Raw genomic sequence first — 17,989 nt, forward strand, 5'->3', positions numbered from 1 at the left:
CGGCTCAAGGCTTGATGTCGGCGGCGGTGCGGGGCAGCAGGCGGGACTCTTCGAAGCCGAAGGTCAGCGGGCCGGTCAGCGAGGTGAAGGTGTCCCCGGCCTTCGGCAGGGTCCAGTCGACCTTGGCGAAGAAGATGTCGTCGACGAACAGGCCGTCGGTGAGCTCGAAGTCGCCGAACATCATGTTGGCCGCGGCGACCTGGACGTTCTCGACGGTGACGAGCACGCCCTCGTAGTTCTCCTGCAGCGGGCCGCCGGTGGCCACGTCGGCGGCGGATACGACCTCGGGGGCCGGGACGGCGCCGTTGCCGGTGACGACGATCTTGGCCGGGTCGCTGACCTCGATCTGCGAGCTCTCGTAGTACTCGTCGTACACGCCCTCGACGTCGACCACGTCGCCCGGCTCGACCGTGACGGCCTTGGCGCCGATGTACACGTAGATGCCCGAGTGCTCGCCGCCCATCGGGTCCTGAATGAAGAAGCCGTCCTTCTTGAAGGTGAGCGGCGAGGTGACGATCGCGCCCTTCACCAGCACCGGCGTCTGGACCGGGAGGGTGCCCTCCTGGATCTCGTAGATCGTGTGCTCCTCGGCCTGCGGCACCATGTCGACCACCAGGTCGGCGCCGGCGCGCGGGGCGATCTTGTGGTTGTCGTAGCTGAAGCGCAGCGGGCCGGCGATGCTCTTGAACACCTGGCCGTTGACGACCGTGGGCTCCTCCATCTGCGCGAACAGGAAGAAGTCGTTGATCCGCAGCGCGCCCTCGACCTCGAAGTCGCTCATGTCGACGGCGGGGTTGGTGACGGTGACGTTCTCGACCTGGACCAGCACGCCCTCGTAGGCCTCGGCCTTGGCGCCGTCGGTGGCGACGTCGGCGGCGGCGACCACGGCCGGCGCCGGGGACTCGCCCTGGCCGACCTCGACGATCGCGTCGACGCTGGTGACCTGCAGCTGGCTCTCGCCGAAGAACTCGGTGTACTCGCCGGTGATGTCGACGATCACGCCCGGCTTGACGCCGAAGTTCATCGCCACCTCCTCGTAGAGGAACACTGCGATGCCCGACAGCTCGCCGCCCATCGGGTCCTGGACGAAGATCGTGCCCTTGCCGTCGCCGTCGACGTGGACCGGCGAGGTGATGACGACGCCCTTGACGGTGACGACGCTGCCCTCGGGGACCTCGCCGCCCTGGATGTCGTAGATGGTGACGTTGTCGAGGTCGGGGCCGGTGGTGCCGGTCTCCGTGGTCGGGCCGGCGGTGGTGTCGGTGTCGGCGCTGGTCGTGTCGGTGGTCGTCTCGGGCTCGTCGGTGGTGGCCGGGTTGCTGGTGGTCGGCGGCTCGTCGGTGGTCGGGCCGCCGGTGGTCGGACCGCCCGTGTCCGTGTCCGCGGTGTCGGTGCTCGCCTCGGTGTCGCTGCCGCCCGAGTCGGTGGTCATCGCGTCCGGAGTGAGGTTGCAGGCGACGGCCCCGAGGACGAGGCCGACGGTGACACTGGGAATGAGCGCGCGAGGACGAAGCATAGGTGTGTGTGCGCGAAAATCTACCACCGGGGCGACGACGCGCGCCAGTGGGCAAGTGGCCCCGCCAAGGGTCGCCCAGAGGTGACATCGTCGCGACGCGGACCGCGAGCTGGAGCGAAGAGAGCGTGTCCCTTCAGACATGTCTTTTAAAATATGTCCGAAGAGGCAGGCACGCGAACGACGTGAAGTCGGCGCCCGCGGACTCGGCGTCGCGAGGATGAGGCCGGCGTCATCGCGCGGCGTGGCCTCGTTTAGCAGATCTCCGCCGCCGAGACTCGACGCCCGTCGAGCTCGCGCGGAGCGGCGTGAGCGGGCGCGCCGCGCGACACGAGCGCCTCGACGACGGGGCGCGGACGATCGACCGGGTCGCCGGTGTCTCGGACGCCCGCCGGGCGCAGCGAGAGCGTGAGCGCGAGATCTGCTTCGCGGACCGCTTCAGCGCGAGACCAGGGTCGAACTGTGGGAGGACGCGGGGGCGCCGGGACCGACCGGTCGGCGCTTCGCGGGCTGCGTGTTGCGGAGGACGCGGGGGCCGGGACCGACCGGTCGACGCTTCGCGGGCTGCGTGTTGCGGGGGCGCCGGGACCGACCGGTCGGCGCTTCGTGGCCTGCGTGTTGCGGAGGACGCGGGGGCACCGGGACCGACCGGCCGGCGCTTCGCGGGCTGCGTGCGGGGGACGACGCGGAGGCGCCGGGGCCGACCGGCCGGCGCTTCGCGGGCTGCGTGCGGGGGACGACGCGATGGGCGCCGGGGCCGACCCGGTAGGGGCGTCGCTCGTCGATGCCGGTTTCGCGCCCGGGCCGGTCGACATGTGCAAGAGGACATGTCCTGTCGCGCAGGTCGCGGCGGGGAGATCTGCAGGCGCAGAAAGCGAGAGAGGCCCCGTGGGGGGCCTCTCTCGCTGCGCATCCGGAAGGATTCGAACCTCCGACTTTCGGTTCCGTAGACCGACGCTCTATCCAGCTGAGCTACGGATGCAAAACCCTGCAACACGTGGTGCAGGGGCGGCGAAACCTATCAGGGTCCGAGGGCAGGAGCAAGAGGTTCCGCGCGATAAAAACGAGCGCTACATCACAGGTGTTCGACTTCTTACAGGTGTTCGACTTCTTGCTCGGCCTCAGCTCGGGCCGCGGGTCGCTCGCTCGGCCAGGAGGGTGAGGAGGGTGATGGCGTTGTTGCCGAAGTGCACGGCGATGGCGCAGGACAGGCGGCCGGTGGCGGCGTAGACCCCGGCGAACACCAGGCCGAGCCAGAAGTAGACCACCAGGCCGTGGATGTTGCCGTGGAAGACGGCGAACAGCAGGGCGGAGGTGACGAGCGCGGGCCACATGCCGGCGCGGTGGGCGACCCGGCGGAACACGAGGCCGCGGAAGAACAGCTCCTCGCCCAGCGGGGCCAGCGCGAGGGCGGAGAACACCAGGCTGCTGAGGGCCGGGCCGCCGGCGGCCACGAGGTCGAGGACGAGCGGCTGCTCGGCGATCGGCACGCCCAGCAGCTGCATGAGGAAGCCGAGGGCGTAGCTGCCGACCACGGCGGCGCCGAGGTAGACGAGGGAGATCGTGGCGGCGCGCGGCAGGCGGGGCATCTGCGCGGGCGGCAGGAGCGGCGGCCGGGGGCCGGGCTCGAGCAGGCGGCCGAGGCGGTCGTAAAGGAGGGCGCCGACGAGGGTGGCGATCGGCGTCAGCGCCAGGGAGAGGGCGACCTTGGCCTGGTCCGGCGGCAGCACCGGGCGGCCGAACAGCGCCTGGATGCCGGCGCGCAGGCCGTCGGCGACGCCGGGGATCCCCAGGATCAGCACCAGGCCGGCGGCGAAGCAGCCGACCGCGGTGACGATCTCGCTGGCGATCACGGCGACCCGATCTCTGACGGCGGCGGACACTTACGCTCAGTGTGGCGGGGGGCGACAGATCCTACAAGGAGACGCTGTGCTGTCGGTCGGGGTGTGACCTTGGCCGGTGCATGGACCCTTGCAACCGGCGAGCGATGCGGCTAGGTTCCGAGACCCCGCGGGGCCCCCTGGACCGCGGCGTCCGACAACCTGACTGCGCACGGAATGGTGGCCGAGAGGCTGAAGGCGCAGGTTTGCTAAACCTGTGTAGGGGAAACTCTACCGAGGGTTCGAATCCCTCCCATTCCGCCACGTTCGAGGCCGTCCTCCCGCTCCCTGGGTCGGACGGCCTTCGAGCTTTCGGCGCGCCGAGTCCGCTCTCCGGGCGTGGGGATCGGGGTGGCCCGGGGGACAGGGGCTTCGGGACATGTCCCCGAGTGCTTGTGCGTCTGCTCGCTGCGCCGGGGCCGCGCTCGCGGCGAGGGCGCAGGCACGAGGTCGTCCGCGGAGGCTCGCGCTCGCCGAGCGCGCTCGAGACGACCTGCGCATCACCGCTTGCGGGGTCGCAGCTGCCGGGACGGGCGCGGCGGTTCAGGAGGCCGAGCCGTGCTCGCGGGTGAGGCCGCGGAGCGCAGCTGCTGCGACGGGCAGGCGGTTCAGTAGGTCGAGCCGTCCTTGCGGGTGAAGTGCCAGCGGCCGTTCTCGAAGATGCCGACGAGGTCGTCGGCCGGGTAGCTGACGGAGTCACCGGGGCTGCGGTCGCCGACCTCGAGCAGGGCGACGTCGCTGTCGGTGAGGTTGAGGATGTGGTGCGCCTCGCCGGAGCCCGCCGGGAAGCCGATGCACATGCCGGGCTCGAGCTCGAACTCGCCGGCGTCGGTGACGAGGGTCGGGCGGCCCTCGAGGACGTAGACGAACTCGTCCTGGCGGCTGTGGGCGTGGCGCAGCGCGCTGCACGAGCCGGGCGACAGGCGGGTGTGGTTGACGCCGAAGTTGACGAGGCCGAACAGGTCGCCGAGCGGCCGCTTGAGCCGGCCCTCGACGCGGCGGGCGAACTCGGGCGGGTAGACGCTGGGACGCACGCGGGGCGGGGCCTCGGCGGCGACGATCGGGGTCTTGCGCGGCGGCTGGTCGGTGCTCATGGCGGGCTCACGGGGAACGAGGATGCTGGCTCATGGGACAGGTAAGACGAGGGCGATGCACCTGGCTCATGAGACATGTCATGGAAGGAAGGGAGCCTGCGTGCGTGTCTCTCGAGACATGTTTGGGTGTCTCTTGGGACATGCTGTGGAGGTCAGGCCGGCTCGCCGCGCATGCGTCGCTGGCGGTTGCGGCCGATCTTGCGCAGCAGCGGCTCGATCCAGTGAGATGTCCGCGGGAACAGGTCGGCGATCCGCGCGAGCCAGGCCCGCGAGCGCGGCAGGGCCAGGAGCAGCGGGCGGCGCGGCAGGACCTCGTCGACGATGGCGCGCACGACGTCGTCGGGGGTGAGGAGCCGCGAGCCGGAGAAGGTCAGCTCCGCCTCGCCGTAGTGCAGCTGGAGGTCGAGCATCGGGGGTGCGCACCGCGTCGGGACAGACGACGGTGAGGGCGACGCCGCGCGGGCGCAGCTCCTGCGCGGCCGCCAGCGAGAAGGCCCGGACCGCGTACTTCGAGGCACTGTAGAGGGCGATCCCCGGGACCGGCGCGAGGCTGGCGAGCGAGGCGATGTTGACGATGTGCCCGCGGCCCCGCGCGACCATGTGCTGGGCGGCGACGCGGGTGCCGTGGACGACGCCCTTGGTGTTGATGTCGAGGTGCCGGTCGACCTCGAGCGGGTCGCACTCGAGGGTGTAGCCGGGCTTGAGGTAGCCGGCGACGTTGAGCAGGACGTCGACGCCGCCCATGACGCGCGCGGCCTCGTCGAACACGGTCTCCCAGGCGACCGGGTCGCGCACGTCGAGGCCGCGACAGTAGGCCCGCTCGCCCGGCCAGCCGCGCGCGGCGGCGAAGTCCCGCAGCGGCTCCAGCCGGACGTCGGTGGCGAACACGGTGTGGCCGGCCGCGAGCAGGACGTCGGCGGCGTGACGACCGATGCCGCTGGCACATCCGGTGATGAAAAATCGCTGTGGTGCGAGCATCCCGTTGGCCGCGGAGCCTAACACGGGGCCAGGGCACCCCGCGTCGGTGAGGACCTCAGCGATTGGCGGCGGCATGGAGCGTCGAACGAAACCATCGACGCTTGAAATCGCGCGGACGATCCGGTACCCCCAGATCATGCGCCCCGAACGCCGATGGTTGCTCGCATTCACGATCGCCGCGTGCGGTGATTCCCAGCCGCTGCTGACCACCGCCGACCCGCTGACGACGACGTTCCCGGGCCCGATCGAGACGACGACGTCCGAGCAATCCACGACCGCCACGGGCGAGGGCCCCGGGCCGGTCAGCGAGGCGTGGATGACCGGCTCGCCGACCACGAGCACGACGGGCGAGGCGACGAGCACCAGCGACGGTGGCCTCGAATCGACGACGTCGTCGAGCACCACCGGCGACCCGCTGGCCGATTGCCCGCGGCTGCGGGTGATGGTGCCGGCGGGCGAGGTGCTCAACGTGCGGCCGTCGCCGTCGACCGCGGAGGCGCCGATCGCGACCCTGGCGAACGGCGAATTGGTGGACACGGTCGCCGCGGTCGCCGGCGAGACGATCGACGGCAACTCGCTCTGGTATCAGATCGCCGGGCCCGACGGCTTCGTGTTCTCGGGCTTCGTCGGCTGCACCCTCGACGAGAAGCCGGAGCCGCCGGCCGGCTACTACTTGCCGCTGACGTGCGGGATGTCGGCCAAGATCACGCAGGGCAACGACGGCGGGGTCAGCCACCAGGGCAAGGACTTCTACGCGTACGACTTCGGTCTCGGGCTGGGGACGCCGCTGTTGGCGATGGCCGACGGGACCGTCCACCACATCTTCGACGAGACCGGGCCGGGCGACCCCTGCTACAACGGCGGCGGGCCCGAGTGCGGGCCGTACGGCAACCTGGTGGTGATCCTGCACGGCGACGACACGTCGAGCTATTACAAGCACCTCAACGAGGTCCACGTGGCGCTCGGGCAGGCGGTGACGCGCGGGCAGACGATCGGGCTGTCGGGCTCGACCGGCTATTCGACGGGGCCGCACGCGCACGTGATGCGGCAGGAGAATTGCGGGCAGAGCAAGTGCCAGTCGATCCCGCTCAGCTTCGTCGAGTGCGGCGTGCCGGTGCAGGGGCAGACGGTGACGTCGATGAATTGCCCGTAGCGTCGATGGCGGCCGCGGGCGGGACGGTTCCGCGCGGCTCGCAGGTCCGCGGCCGCGATGCTACGGTGCGGGGACCTCCGCGCCGCGCCGGGCGTTGACGCGGCCTCAGCCCATGACTCAAGGTCCGCGCGCATCGAGCCCCGCTCCCGCTCCTCGCCGACGCTGGCTGCGCCGGATCCTGGTGATGACTCAGATCGTGGTCGGGCTCGGGCTCGGGCTGGCGGCCACCGAATACGCATTTCGGGCGCGCGACGAGGGGGCGTTCCCGCACGTGAATTTTTATGTGGCCGATCCGCAGCTCGGCGTGCGCCTGCAGCCGGGGGCATCGATGGGGTTCAAGCTGGGGAGCAATCCGCGGACCACGATTCACGTCAACGCCGGCGGGTACCGCGGGGCCGACTGGCCGGAGCCGCAGCCCGGCGAGATCGTGGTGGTCGGCGATTCGCAGGTGTTCGGGCTCGGGGTCGAGGACGACGAGACGTTCTCGACCAGGCTGGCTGAAAGGACAGGTCGTCCGGTGATCAACGCCGGGGTGCCGACCTACGGGCCGCGCGAGTACCTCGAGGTCGCGCGCGAGCTGTTGAAGTCGCGCCGGCCGGCGACTGTGGTGGTGGTGCTCAACTTCGTCAACGACCCGTTCGAGCTCGAGCGGCCGAACACCGAGCGCCACGCGGTGTGGGACGGCTGGGCGGTGCGACGCGAGACTGCGCCCGCCGAGGTGACGCAGTTCCCGGGGCGCGCGTGGCTGTTCTCGCGGTCGCACGCGGTGTACGCGTTGCGCCGGTGGTTGCACGCGCGAGGTTCGAGCGGGGCGCCCGAGAGCGACGACGCGGGCGGGCGGCCGATCGATCCGGGGACGCCGTCGGAGGGCGGCTGGCAGGACCTGGTGCACTCGAGCCTGCGGACGCAGGCGCAGCGGGCGGAGGCGGCGGCGCAGCACGAGCAGAGCCGCGGGGCCTCGCGCGCGCAGGTCGAGGCGCTGGGCCAGCCGCTGCGCGAGCAACAGGACCGCCTGCGCGAGCTCGAGGACGAGCTGCTGTACGCCCAGCCGTCGGAGTTCTGGCAGCGGGTCGCGGAGGGCCGGCCGGGCGACATTGTCGACAGCCAAAAAGCGGAGAGCGGGCGATCGATCGAGCTGACCGCCGAGCTCATTCGCCAGGCGGTGGCCTTCCGCCAGGACTACAAGAAGCAGCAGCGGAAGTTCGCCAGGGCGCAGGCGGCCAAGCTGCGCGAGCTGCAGGCGGCCGCGGCGACGCTGACGGACTCGCGCGAGGCGCTGCTGGCGGAGCTGGGGCGCAGCGCGCCGCGACCGCGGCCGCACTCGGTGTTCGCGGGGTATCTGGCCGAGTTCAAGGAGCTGTGCCAAAGGCACGGGGCGGAGCTGGTGGTGGTGGCGCTGCCGATCGACGTGCAGGTCGACGCCGGCGAGTGGGCCAAGTACGGGGTCGAGCACGGGCCCGACATGCGGCCGTCGCAGATCTTGCTGACCGACCTGGTGGCGACGGCGGAGGAGCTGCGGATCCGCAGCTTCGACGCGACCGCGGCGCTGCGCGCGGCCCAGCCGGGCGTGTTCCTCGACGGCGACATCCATATGACTGCGCGCGGGCACGCGGCCCTCGCCGAGGCGTTGACGGAGCGGCTGGCGCGACCGCTGCCGCCGCCGGTGCCGGCGCCGGGCCTGCCCGAAGGGACACGTTACGCGCCGTCGAAGCTGGCGTGGGACGGGGTCGAGCCCGCCTCGCTCGGGGCGTGGGCGACGGGCACGGTGCAGCACCTCGGCGGCTGGCTGAAGCTGCGCTTCTCGGCCGCGGACGACGTCGAGCCGATCCGCGAGATCGAGGTGATCGAGGGCGGCTCCCCGGCGGCGATGCAGATGACGACGGCGACGGGGATGACTCTGGTGACGCCGCTGCCGCAGGGGGCGCCGCTGACTGCCCGGCTGTATCGACTCGACGGCGTGGGCGAGCTGCGGATCGGCTGGGAGGGCGAGCAGCTCCAGGCCGAGGTCGTGGGCTCGACGCAGCCGCCGGGGCGGTCGCTGCTGTTCTCGCGGCCGCCCGACGAGCTGTGCGGGTGCGAGCCGTGCGACGAGATGTGGGGCGATCCTGTGCTGTTGCCTGCGTGCAAGGCGGCGCAGACTCAGCCGGTGAAGCGCGCCTGCGAGGCGCTGCTGGCGTGCGTGCGGCACGACCCGCTGTTCGCGCCGGTATGTCCCGAGGGACAGGTGCATGCGTTCGCCAGCAACGCCTGCTTCACGCCGTGCGACGCCGACAACCCGTGCGCGCAGGGGCGCTGCACGCCGTGGCACGAGGCGGCAGTGTGCGTCGGCGGCGACGGGTGACCGGGCTCGGGACGAGCTGCTCGCCAGCGGGCACAGACATGGCGTCGCGGGTCGACCGCGCTCGACGGCTCCCGCGGCGGCGGGCCAGGATGATGCCGTGGACGATGACTTGCTCGAGCTCGAGCGTGGAGACCTCGACTGGTGCCGTGTAGTGAAGGCGCTGCTGCCCTGATCGCGCGGGGCGAGCCGCGGGGCGAGTTCCTCGCGTTGGAGTTGGAGCTGTCCGGGAGAGGGGTCTCGTTGCTCGAGGCGGGAGAGCCTGGCCTCGTGGTCTTGCGAGCAGACGAGGAGGGCCCGGAAGTGCGGGACCATGCCATCCGCTGGAGCACGCCGATGTCCTGCGCGCACGGTGGCGCTGGAGCTCGCTCTCCGCAGACCTGGTGGAGCGGGTCCGGCGGTGCGTCCGGGGAGCGACGCGGCGGTCGCTGTCCGGCGCGCGCCGTTCGTCGAATGCCGCGGCGGCCGAATCACCTCGTCCGAATGGCGATTTGGCGAGGAGTTGTGTATGCGGCGGGCCGAGGAGCGCGTCGGCTTCGCGTTTTGAACCGCCGTTCTCTGTTCCAATGATGGTTCAAAAGACATGTCGATGAGGACATGGTTGATCGTGCATGTTCAAATGAATATGTCTGATGAGACATTTACGGCCACGGTCGGGGGGACCGGCGGTGCTCGCTCATGGCGGAGCGATCGCGGGTCGCGGAGGTCGAAACGGGTTCGGACGTCTCGGGCCAATTCGGGCTCGGAGGCGATCAGACGCGCGATCTGGCGTGTTTGGTGGGATTTGGTATTACATGTGGGTGTGCTGGGCGGTTCACGCGCGGAGCGGCGACGTGGTAGCCTGGGGCAGGATTGCCCGGCGTGCGAACACAGGGATCCGGGCGGATGCGGCTCGTGGCGCTGATCCTCGCGCTGGGGCTGAGCGGCCCGGCGCAGGCGGCCGAGCTGCCGCCGTGGGAGCCGCAGGAGGTCGAGGTCGATCCGAGCGGCGCGAACTCGGCAGGCCCGGACCCGCGGACGGGCGAGTCGAACGCCGGTGCGGAGTCGCGGCCGGGTGCGGCCGAGACCGGCGAGGCGAACGCGGGCGCGGCGGGGTCGCGGTCGGGCGAGGCGAACATCGGCGCCGGGTCGCAGACGGGCGAGGCGAACGCGGGCGCGTCCGGTGGGCCGGCGAATGGTGGGACCGCGAATGTGCAGAGCGCGGCGCCGCGGGTGGCGGGCGATGATTTGCCGCCGCTGCCGATCGATCCGAACGACGCTCCATTCATGCGACCGCCCAACAATCAGATCGCGACCGAGCCGCCGCGTACGCGGCCCGACATTCGCCAGGGATGGTCGGCGCGGCGGCGGTTCGCGCTGACCGTGGCGCCGACCTACGCGATGTTGCGGCTGCCGTTCCAGGGGCGGACGACGGGCAACACGCCGCCGCGGATCCACGGGGCGGGCGTCGGCGCGGAGTTCGACGTGCAGGCGTGGCGGTGGATCTGGGTGCGCGCGATCGGCGTCTATTCGGGGCACCCGGTCGGCGAGGAGCGGGCGCAGATGGAGATGGAGGTCGTGCGCACGGCGCCGCCGGGCACGATCCACGTGATGGGGTTCGGGGCAGGGCCGGTGTTCGCGCTCGACCTGGGGCGCTTCCTGCCGCTGATCGAGGTCGGCGTGGCGGGCCTGCGGGTGGTGACGCCGACCGGCGGGGTGACGGGCCAGCGCGGCGAGGCGTGCCTGGCCAACGGGGCGTGCGACGTCGGGCTGAAATGCAACAGCGAGCGGATCTGCGAGGTCACTACGATCGGCGAGATGTACCTCGGGCTGGCGGTCGATCTGCTGGTGCGGCGCCACTTCAGCTTCGGGGCCCAGTTCCGCTACAACGTCCGCTTCGCCGAGCTGAAGTCGCTGAACCTCACGCCGGGTTATCTGCTCGGGACGCTGCGGCTGACGGTGCGCTTCTGACTGGCGTCGGCGGGCGCGCAGGGCGGCCGGGCCCGGCGGTAACGCGGTTCTGGGGGCTGTCGCGCGCGCGGGCGATGTGCGACCATGCCCGCCATGCGCCAGTTTCTTTGGTACCTCATCTTCGCGATCTCGCTGTTCGTCGGTTATCAGGGGTACGTGAATGCGCAGAACTTCCGCGAGACGCAGGGCGACGCGCGCAACGCGGTGTGCAAGGCGATGAACCAGACGCCCGAGGCGTGCGATCTGGCGGGCAACGCCGAGCCGAACGGCCACTCGACCGGCGTCACCGGTCGGACCTACCAGTTCACGACCAAGGGCGGGTCGTGGCTGGCGGAGTGCAAGCGCGAGTACACGTTCTTCGGCGCGTGGTCGTGCACGGCGCGCTCGGGCTCGTTGATGTGAGCGGTCGCGGCTGAGTCTCGAGCTGCGCGTGAGGCCGCCGCGCTTGTGCGCGTGGTCGGGGCCGGACATCCTGCCGCTCATGGCCACGCGCGAGGGATGGGCGGCGATCGTGACGGCCGCGGTGCTCGGGTGCAGCACTGCGGCGTCGAGCAGCGGGACCGATGATTCGCTGTCGGTCGGGTCGTCGACGACGGGGACGTTGAAGGACACGACGGGCACCGACGCGGCGCCGACGACGACCGTGGATTCATCGGCGTCGGCGACGACAGCGTTGACGGGCGAGGTCTCGACGGGCGATGCGCCGACGAGCGTGGGCCCGAGCGGGTGTGGGGCCGACGTCGCGCCGGGGCCGACGATCGTGCAGACCACCGGCGGGGCGCTCGAGGGCCAGCAGCTGGCCGGGGTGGTGGCGTTCCGCGGGATCCGCTACGCCGAGCCGCCGACCGGGGACCTGCGCCTACGACCGCCCCAGCCGCGCATGTGCGCGCCGGGGCTGACGCCGGCGATGGAGCTCGGGCCGCGCTGCCCGCAGGTCGAGAAGGACGCGCAGGGTCAGGTGGTGGCGACGCTCGGCGACGAGGATTGCTTGACGCTCAACGTGTGGACGCCGGCGACCGGCCCCGGGAACCGACCTGTCCTCGTGTTCATCCACGGCGGCGGCAACGCGACCGGCGGCAGCGACGACCCCCTGTACGACGGCGCGGCCCTGGCCGGGGGGCGGGACGTGGTGGTGGTGACGCTCAACTACCGGCTCGGCGCGCTCGGCTTCCTCACCGCCGACGCGCTGGCGGCAGAGTCACCGGAGCAGGTGTCGGGCAACTACGGGCTGCTCGACCAGATGCTGGCGCTGCAGTGGGTGCGCGACAACATCGCCGGGTTCGGCGCCGATCCGTACACCGTGATGTTGTTCGGCGAGTCGGCCGGGGCGGTGAACACGTGCAGCTTGATCGGTTCGCCACGCGCGAAGGGGCTGTTCGACCGGGCGATCGTGCAGAGCGGGTCGTGCAACGAGCGGACGCTGACGAAGTACGAGGCCGACATCGCCGGGCCGTGGCTGCAGGCGTCGGGCTGCGCCGAGGCGCCGGATGTCGCGGGGTGCCTGCGGGGGCTGGCGATCGCGGACATCCTGACGCTGCAGCCCGACGGCTACCCGGACGTGGCCGCGCTCGGCCAGGGCTGGGGGCCGCACGTCGACGGGGCGGTGATCCCCAAGCCTGCACTCGAGGCCATGTCCGAAGGGACACATAACATGATGCCGCTGATGTTCGGGGCCAACGCGCACGAGACGGCCAAGGCGGTGCCGCCGCTGACCGTGGCGCAGTACGAGGCGCTGGTGCAGGCGACGTTCGGGCCGCTGGCGGCGATGGTGCTGGCGCAGTACCCGGCGGCCGACTACGGCGACGACGGGCAGGCGGCCTACGTGGCGCTGAGCTCGGACTTGAAGTTCATCTGCGGGGCGCGGCGGGCCGCGCGGGCGGCCGAGGTCAGCCAGATCTCGCCGGTGTTCCGCTACCACTTCGCCTACGACGGCTACGACGCGCCGCCGAACACGGCGAAGGCGGCCTTCCACGGGCTCGAGCTGGTCTACATCTTCGCCAACTGGGGGGCGGTGCTCCCGGAGCCGGCGGAGTACGAGCCGAACGCGGACGACCTGGCGATCTCGCAGCGGCTGCAGGGGGCCTGGACCCGGTTCGCCGCGGCGGGCGACCCGGCAGGCGCGGACCTGCCCTGGCCGGCCTATGTGGCCGCGGACGACAACGGAGCGCTGCTCGACGAGCCGCCGGATCTATTCAACGGCGTGCGCACGGAGCAGTGTGATTTTTGGGACATGTACGCGCCGGGTTGAAGGCCACGACGTCCGATGTTCGGTAGGTTGCTCGATCGCCGGGCACGCGGGTAGCGTCGGCGCGTCGTGTTGCTCGCGCTCGTGCTCGCACTGGTGGCCCCGGCCTCGGGGTCGGCGGAGATCGCCGGCGAGCGCTATCGTGAACTGACGAAGCCGCCGGTCGAGGCCGCCGCGCCGGCGCCGTGGGTCGAGCGGCGCGAGCTGTCCTTCGAGCCAGTCGAGGGCGGGCTGCGGCTGCGCGGGCGCTGGACGATCCGGTCCTTCGGGACAGGTTGGTTCAGCGGCCGGTTGTTCGCGGGCACGCCCGGGATGCGGGTGGTGTCGGCCCGCTGGGGCGCGGCCCCGGCGACGCTCAAGGTCGACGACGCGGGCGCGACGACGGTGGCGGGCCGGGTGGCGGGCCGGGTGGAGCTGACGCTCGAGGCCTTCGTACCGGGAGATCCGAAGCGCGAGGCGGTGGCGCTCGAGCTGCTGCCGGCGGTGCGCGGGACGATCGTGGCGACGGCGCCGACGGGGCTGGCGGCGGCGCTGCGGGTCGACGGCGCGGAGGCGCTGGCGGTGCGCGACACGCCGTGGAGCGGAGCGGGTGCGCTCGAGCTGTCGTTCGTGACCCCGCCGGCGCCGGCGGCCGAGCGCCCGCCGGTGGTGGTGGCGAAGGTGGGGATCGGCGTGACCGTCGGCGACGCCGACCTGCGCGGCCGGGCGCGCGCGGTGTGGGAGGTGCGGCAGGGCGAGGTGTCGACGCTCGAGCTCGAGACCGCGGGGCTCGGCGCGGACCTCGAGGTGATCGGCGCCAACGTCCGCGGGTTTTCGCGCGAGGGCGATCGCGTGCGCGTCGAGCTGCAGGCGCCGGTGCGCGACCGCGTCGAGCTCGAGCTGCGCTGGTCGGCGCCGATCGGCAAGGCGGCGGAGTCGCGCGTGAGCCTGCCGAAGGTCGCGCCGGTCGGGGTGTTCCACAGCGAGGTCGCGCTGCAGCTGGCCCGCGACGGCGAGGTCGAGGCGGTGCCCGAGGCGCCGGGCTGGAGCTACGTGGCCTCGGCGACGCTGCCGGCGTGGGCCCAGGGCCTGGTCGAAGGGACAGCCACGACGGCGCTGGTGCAGCAGAGCGGGGCGAGCGAGGGCAGCCTGAGCCTGCTCCGCTTCGTGCCGCTCGAGGGGCCGCCGGTGGTCGTCGACGTCGCGGCGTACACGATCGCCACCAGCCGCGAGGGCCGGGCGCTGGTGCGGGCCCACTACGAGGTCCGCAACGAGCGGGCGGCGCACCTGCGAGTGTCGCCGCCGGCCGGTTTCAAGGTGATCGGGGTGCGCGTCGGCGGGCAGACGGCGGCGCCGGCCCGGGCCAAGGACGGCAGCTGGATCGTGCCGCTGCTGCGCTCGGTCGAGACGGTCACGGGGCTGCTGTCGTTCCCGGTCGAGGTGATCCTGCTCGGCGAGTCGAGCGAGTGGCGGCGGCGCGAGAGCCGGGAGCTGCGCCTGCCGACGCTCGACGCCCCGATCGCGGTGTCGCGGCTGACGCTGCACCTGCCGCCCGGCTACCGCTCGCGCAAGCAGGCCGGCGACGGCGACGTGGTGGCGGCGTTCACCCGCGGCGAGGGCATCACCTACGGACTCGGGGTCGGCGAGGTCGGGGCGGCCCAGGCCGACATGGTGTTCCAGGACGCGGTTCAGGCGTGGATGCGCAACGACTTCCGCGCGGCCCAGGGCAAGCTCGACGCGCTGCGCGGGATGGGGGCCAAGAACGAGAACATCGCCCGCCTGCAGAGCAACCTCGACGTGGTGGCGGGGAAGACGTCTGTCTCTCAGGACATGTCCCTTCAGCGTCGCGTGCGCGAGCAGGCGAAGGCGCGCGCCCACGCCGACGTGCAGGCGCAGGCCGAGCTGAAGAAGAAGGCCGAGGACGAGCGGGCGCGGGGCGACTACGCGGCGTCGGCGTCGAGCTATCAGCAGGCGATCGAGGTCGGCGACAAGCTGGCGCAGCTCGAGCAGACCGAGGCGGTCGACCAGAAGACGACCAACGCGGCGCTGGCCGAGGAGTACCGCGAGGTGCAGACCCGGTCGTCGAAGGGCCGGCCGAAGCGGGGGAAGAAGTTCGCGAGTTCGGCCAAGTCGAGCGGGAGCTCGGTGTACGAGTTCGCGGACGACGTGCTGCCGGGGGAGATGACGACGCCCAGCGGCAGCGCAGGGCTGCCGAACCAGGCGCCGGCGAGGGAGCCGGCGGGTGGCGAGACGGCGGCGCCGATCGAGAAGCCGACCGAGGTCGCCGTGACCGACGAAGAGGAGACGTCGGCGACGTCGAAGGCCCCGGACAGCGACAAGGACGGCACCTTCGAGGTCACCGGCGCGATCGTCGACGCGCCGATCGGCGGGACCGTGGCTGCGAAGCCGCCGGTCGCCACGCCGAAGCCGGCGAGCGCGGGCCAGACCTCGCCCGAGTCCAAGTACGTCGGCGAGGGCGAGCCTGCGCCTGCGAGCACCACCTCGCGCGACTTCACGGCCATCGTCGACGTCGTGCCGAGCAGCGGCACGTCGAGGACGGTGCGTCCGGTGTCGCCGCCGCAGGAGCCGCGGGCGATCGAGCGCGTGGCCGCGACCGAGGTCATGGCGGTCAAGCAGCAGCGGTTCAGAGGTCGCGTCCGCTCGCGTGATTCGCTCGACACCAAGTATAAGGCCGAGAGGTCGCGAGCCGAATCAACTGTCCCGAAGGACAGCCCGAACACGGCCGGCATGCCGACCCCGGAGGTCCACGCGTCGGCGCTGTCGGTCGTCGTGCCGGCGGTCGGCGAGGCCGTCCGTTATCAGAGACTCCTGCTCCCCGCCGGGGCCGCGTACGCGGTCGAGATCTCGGCGAAGGAGCCGCTCATCGCCAAGGAATGAACCAAGTCATGCGCAGCGCAGCGTTCGCCGTCGTCACCCTGTTGTCCCTGTCGCCCGTCACCGCCGCGGCCGCGCCCGACGACCCCGAGCGGGTGGTGATGAAGCTCGACGAGTTCCTCAAGCTGTACGAGAAGACGCGCGCCGAGGAGACGACCGCGCCGCTCGACTACGCGCTGTCGTCGGCCCGCTACGAGGGCGAGGTCCAGCTCAAGGACGGCGAGCCGTACGCGGCTGTCTTCAAGGCCAGGTTCAGGGTCGAGGTGCTGCGGGCCAAGGGCTTCGCCAAGGTGCCGTTCCTGCCGGCCACGGTCGCGCTCGAGTCGGCGAAGATCGGCAACGCGGAGGCGGCGGTGGTCATCGAGGACGGCCACTACGTGCTGGTGACGCAGCAGCGCGGGGCGCTGACGCTCGACGTGACGTTCGCGGCGGCGGTGACGACGGCCGAGGGGTCGTCCGGGGTGTCGTTCCAGCTGTCGCCGGCGGGCGCGACGTCGGCGGTGCTGTCGGTGCCGGCCCGCGAGGACCTCGACTTCACGGTCGCGGGCGCCAAGCTGCAGTCGGACAAGGTGGTCGGCGACAAGCGGGTGGTCGAGGCGGTGCTGCCGTCGACCGGTGCGCTCGAGGTCAAGTGGCAGCGCGAGCTGCCGAAGGCGGCGCAGCAGGCCAGCCGGGTGCTGAGCGAGGTCTACACGCTGGTGAGCCTCGGCGAGGGGCTGATGCGCGCGACCACGACCGCGCAGTACACGATCCTGTTCACCGGCGTCGACAAGCTGGCGCTCAAGGTGCCCAAGGACATGACGGTGCTCGACGTGGTCGGCGCCGGCGTGCGCGAGTGGAAGGTCGACGGCGAGGGTAACCTCAACGTCCAGCTCAACTACGCGGCCAAGGGCGCGTACTCGCTGCGCGTCGAGATGGAGAAGGTGGTGCGCGGCGACATCAAGGACGTGGCGGCGCCGGTGCCGGTGCCGGTCGGGGTCGAGCGCACGCGCGGGTTCGTCGGCGTCGAGTCGCGCGGCAACCTCGAGGTCGACGCCGGCGACGTCAAGGGCGCGACGCCGGTCGACGTGCGCGCGCTTCCGGCGGCGATCCTCGGCATCACCGGGCAGCCGGTGCTGCTCGGCTACAAGTACCTCGGCACCGACGTGAACATCCCGCTGAGCGCGTGGCAGCACGTCGACGCCGACGTCCTGGTGACCCTGCTCGACGAGACTCGCGCGCGCACGATGTGGACCCGCGAGGGCCGTCGCCTCACCTCGGTGAAGTACCGGATCCGCAACAACCGCCGCCAGTTCCTGCGCCTGGCCCTGCCGAAGGGCGGCGAGCTGTGGAGCGCCTCGGTCGGCGGCCGCGCGGTCCAGCCGGCCCTCGCGGCCGACAAGCGGGTGATGATCCCGCTGGTCCGCTCGCAGGCGGCCGGCGGCGAGCTGGCCGCGTTCGAGGTCGAGATCGTGTACGTCGAGAACGGGGCGCCGCCGTCCGACAACGGCCGCGGGCAGTTCGCCGCGACGCTGCCCCGCGCCGACGCGCCGTGCACCTACGTCGCGTGGACCGTGTACGCGCCCGACGACGCCAAGATCAAGCGCTTCTCGATCGACGGCAACCTCCGCAAGGTCCGCTACCTGTCGAACCCGATCCCGCCCGAGGACATGAACTACGTGCAGACGGCCACGCCGCAGGTGATCGAGGGCGCCCAGACGCAGGCCGCCCCCGGCGGGTCGCTCGGCGACGGCGCCATGCCGGTGCCGGTCAGCCTGCCGCTCCAGGGCCGCGAGGTGCACTTCGAAAAGTTGCTCGCGCTCGACGAGGAGCTGGCGATCGGGTTTAAATATCGCGGGCTCAAGAAGCGGTAGGATGTACTTTCGGACATGTCCAGAGGGATAGGAGATCGGCGAGCGAAGATCCCGTCTCTTAGGGCATGTCTTGAAAGACACCCGAGATGTATGGGCCTCTCCGACGGGCGG

Annotated in this window: 10 protein-coding genes, 2 tRNA genes and 1 pseudogene; 8 read left to right on the top strand and 5 right to left on the bottom strand. The window is 71.7% G+C overall.

The genetic code is table 11. The features are described from left to right. Positions 1 to 4 precede the first annotated feature (4 nt). From O0S08_RS08240 to O0S08_RS08250, 3 genes are all read right to left on the bottom strand, one after another. Complete coding sequence (locus tag O0S08_RS08240; RefSeq protein WP_269038480.1) at positions 5 to 1,516, bottom strand: single stranded DNA-binding domain-containing protein; 1,512 nt, start codon at positions 1,514 to 1,516, stop codon at positions 5 to 7. Between the two features lie 905 nt (positions 1,517 to 2,421). Further along, a tRNA-Arg gene (locus O0S08_RS08245) sits at positions 2,422 to 2,495 on the bottom strand. A 139-nt stretch (positions 2,496 to 2,634) separates the two neighbouring features. Further along, positions 2,635 to 3,396 carry a CPBP family intramembrane glutamic endopeptidase gene (locus tag O0S08_RS08250; RefSeq protein ID WP_269038481.1) on the bottom strand — a complete coding sequence of 254 codons (762 nt, stop codon included), beginning with the start codon at positions 3,394 to 3,396 and terminating at the stop codon, positions 2,635 to 2,637. Positions 3,397 to 3,567: 171 nt separating this feature from the next. Between O0S08_RS08250 and O0S08_RS08255 the strand changes: the two genes are divergently transcribed. Beyond that, positions 3,568 to 3,657, top strand: a tRNA-Ser gene (locus O0S08_RS08255). Between the two features lie 344 nt (positions 3,658 to 4,001). Here O0S08_RS08255 and O0S08_RS08260 read toward each other — a convergent pair. Further along, a complete protein-coding gene (locus O0S08_RS08260; protein WP_269038482.1) occupies positions 4,002 to 4,487 on the bottom strand; it encodes a cupin domain-containing protein in 486 nt (161 codons plus the stop codon). A 152-nt stretch (positions 4,488 to 4,639) separates the two neighbouring features. Beyond that, positions 4,640 to 5,465, bottom strand: a pseudogene (locus O0S08_RS51230) (SDR family oxidoreductase). A 136-nt stretch (positions 5,466 to 5,601) separates the two neighbouring features. Between O0S08_RS51230 and O0S08_RS08275 the strand changes: the two are divergent. The 7 genes from O0S08_RS08275 (at position 5,602) to O0S08_RS08305 (ending at position 17,878) form a co-directional block, all read left to right on the top strand. Continuing rightward, entirely contained in the window at positions 5,602 to 6,618 is a 1,017-nt protein-coding gene (locus O0S08_RS08275) for a peptidoglycan DD-metalloendopeptidase family protein (protein WP_269038485.1), read from the top strand. Between the two features lie 184 nt (positions 6,619 to 6,802). Next, on the top strand, positions 6,803 to 8,959 hold the full coding sequence (locus tag O0S08_RS08280; RefSeq protein ID WP_269038486.1) for an alginate O-acetyltransferase AlgX-related protein: 2,157 nt from the start codon (positions 6,803 to 6,805) through the stop codon (positions 8,957 to 8,959). An 882-nt stretch (positions 8,960 to 9,841) separates the two neighbouring features. Then, positions 9,842 to 10,906 (top strand): hypothetical protein, encoded by a 1,065-nt coding sequence (locus O0S08_RS08285; protein WP_269038487.1) that lies wholly within the window; start codon positions 9,842 to 9,844, stop codon positions 10,904 to 10,906. Between the two features lie 93 nt (positions 10,907 to 10,999). Continuing rightward, positions 11,000 to 11,308: a hypothetical protein gene (locus O0S08_RS08290; RefSeq protein WP_269038488.1), complete on the top strand. Its 309-nt coding sequence runs from the start codon at positions 11,000 to 11,002 to the stop codon at positions 11,306 to 11,308. 79 nt (positions 11,309 to 11,387) lie between these two features. Then, positions 11,388 to 13,154 carry a carboxylesterase/lipase family protein gene (locus O0S08_RS08295; protein WP_269038489.1) on the top strand — a complete coding sequence of 589 codons (1,767 nt, stop codon included), beginning with the start codon at positions 11,388 to 11,390 and terminating at the stop codon, positions 13,152 to 13,154. A 66-nt stretch (positions 13,155 to 13,220) separates the two neighbouring features. Further along, on the top strand, positions 13,221 to 16,028 hold the full coding sequence (locus O0S08_RS08300; RefSeq protein ID WP_269038490.1) for a hypothetical protein: 2,808 nt from the start codon (positions 13,221 to 13,223) through the stop codon (positions 16,026 to 16,028). A gap of 8 nt (positions 16,029 to 16,036) precedes the next feature. After that, entirely contained in the window at positions 16,037 to 17,878 is a 1,842-nt protein-coding gene (locus O0S08_RS08305) for a hypothetical protein (RefSeq protein ID WP_269038491.1), read from the top strand. The last annotated feature ends 111 nt before the right edge of the window (positions 17,879 to 17,989 follow it).

Origin of the sequence: Nannocystis punicea (assembly GCF_026965555.1) — a bacterium.
Lineage (GTDB): Bacteria > Myxococcota_A > Polyangia > Nannocystales > Nannocystaceae > Nannocystis > Nannocystis punicea.

Excerpts from the sequence above, each read along its gene's own strand:
- O0S08_RS08280 (WP_269038486.1), top strand. The coding sequence starts at position 6,803 with ATGACTCAGATCGTGGTCGGGCTCGGGCTCGGGCTGGCGGCCACCGAA.
- O0S08_RS08305 (WP_269038491.1), top strand. The coding sequence starts at position 16,037 with ATGCGCAGCGCAGCGTTCGCCGTCGTCACCCTGTTGTCCCTGTCGCCC.
- O0S08_RS08240 (WP_269038480.1), bottom strand. The coding sequence starts at position 1,516 with ATGCTTCGTCCTCGCGCGCTCATTCCCAGTGTCACCGTCGGCCTCGTC.
- O0S08_RS08295 (WP_269038489.1), top strand. The coding sequence starts at position 11,388 with ATGGCCACGCGCGAGGGATGGGCGGCGATCGTGACGGCCGCGGTGCTC.
- O0S08_RS08290 (WP_269038488.1), top strand. The coding sequence starts at position 11,000 with ATGCGCCAGTTTCTTTGGTACCTCATCTTCGCGATCTCGCTGTTCGTC.
- O0S08_RS08260 (WP_269038482.1), bottom strand. The coding sequence starts at position 4,487 with ATGAGCACCGACCAGCCGCCGCGCAAGACCCCGATCGTCGCCGCCGAG.
- O0S08_RS08285 (WP_269038487.1), top strand. The coding sequence starts at position 9,842 with ATGCGGCTCGTGGCGCTGATCCTCGCGCTGGGGCTGAGCGGCCCGGCG.
- O0S08_RS08275 (WP_269038485.1), top strand. The coding sequence starts at position 5,602 with ATGCGCCCCGAACGCCGATGGTTGCTCGCATTCACGATCGCCGCGTGC.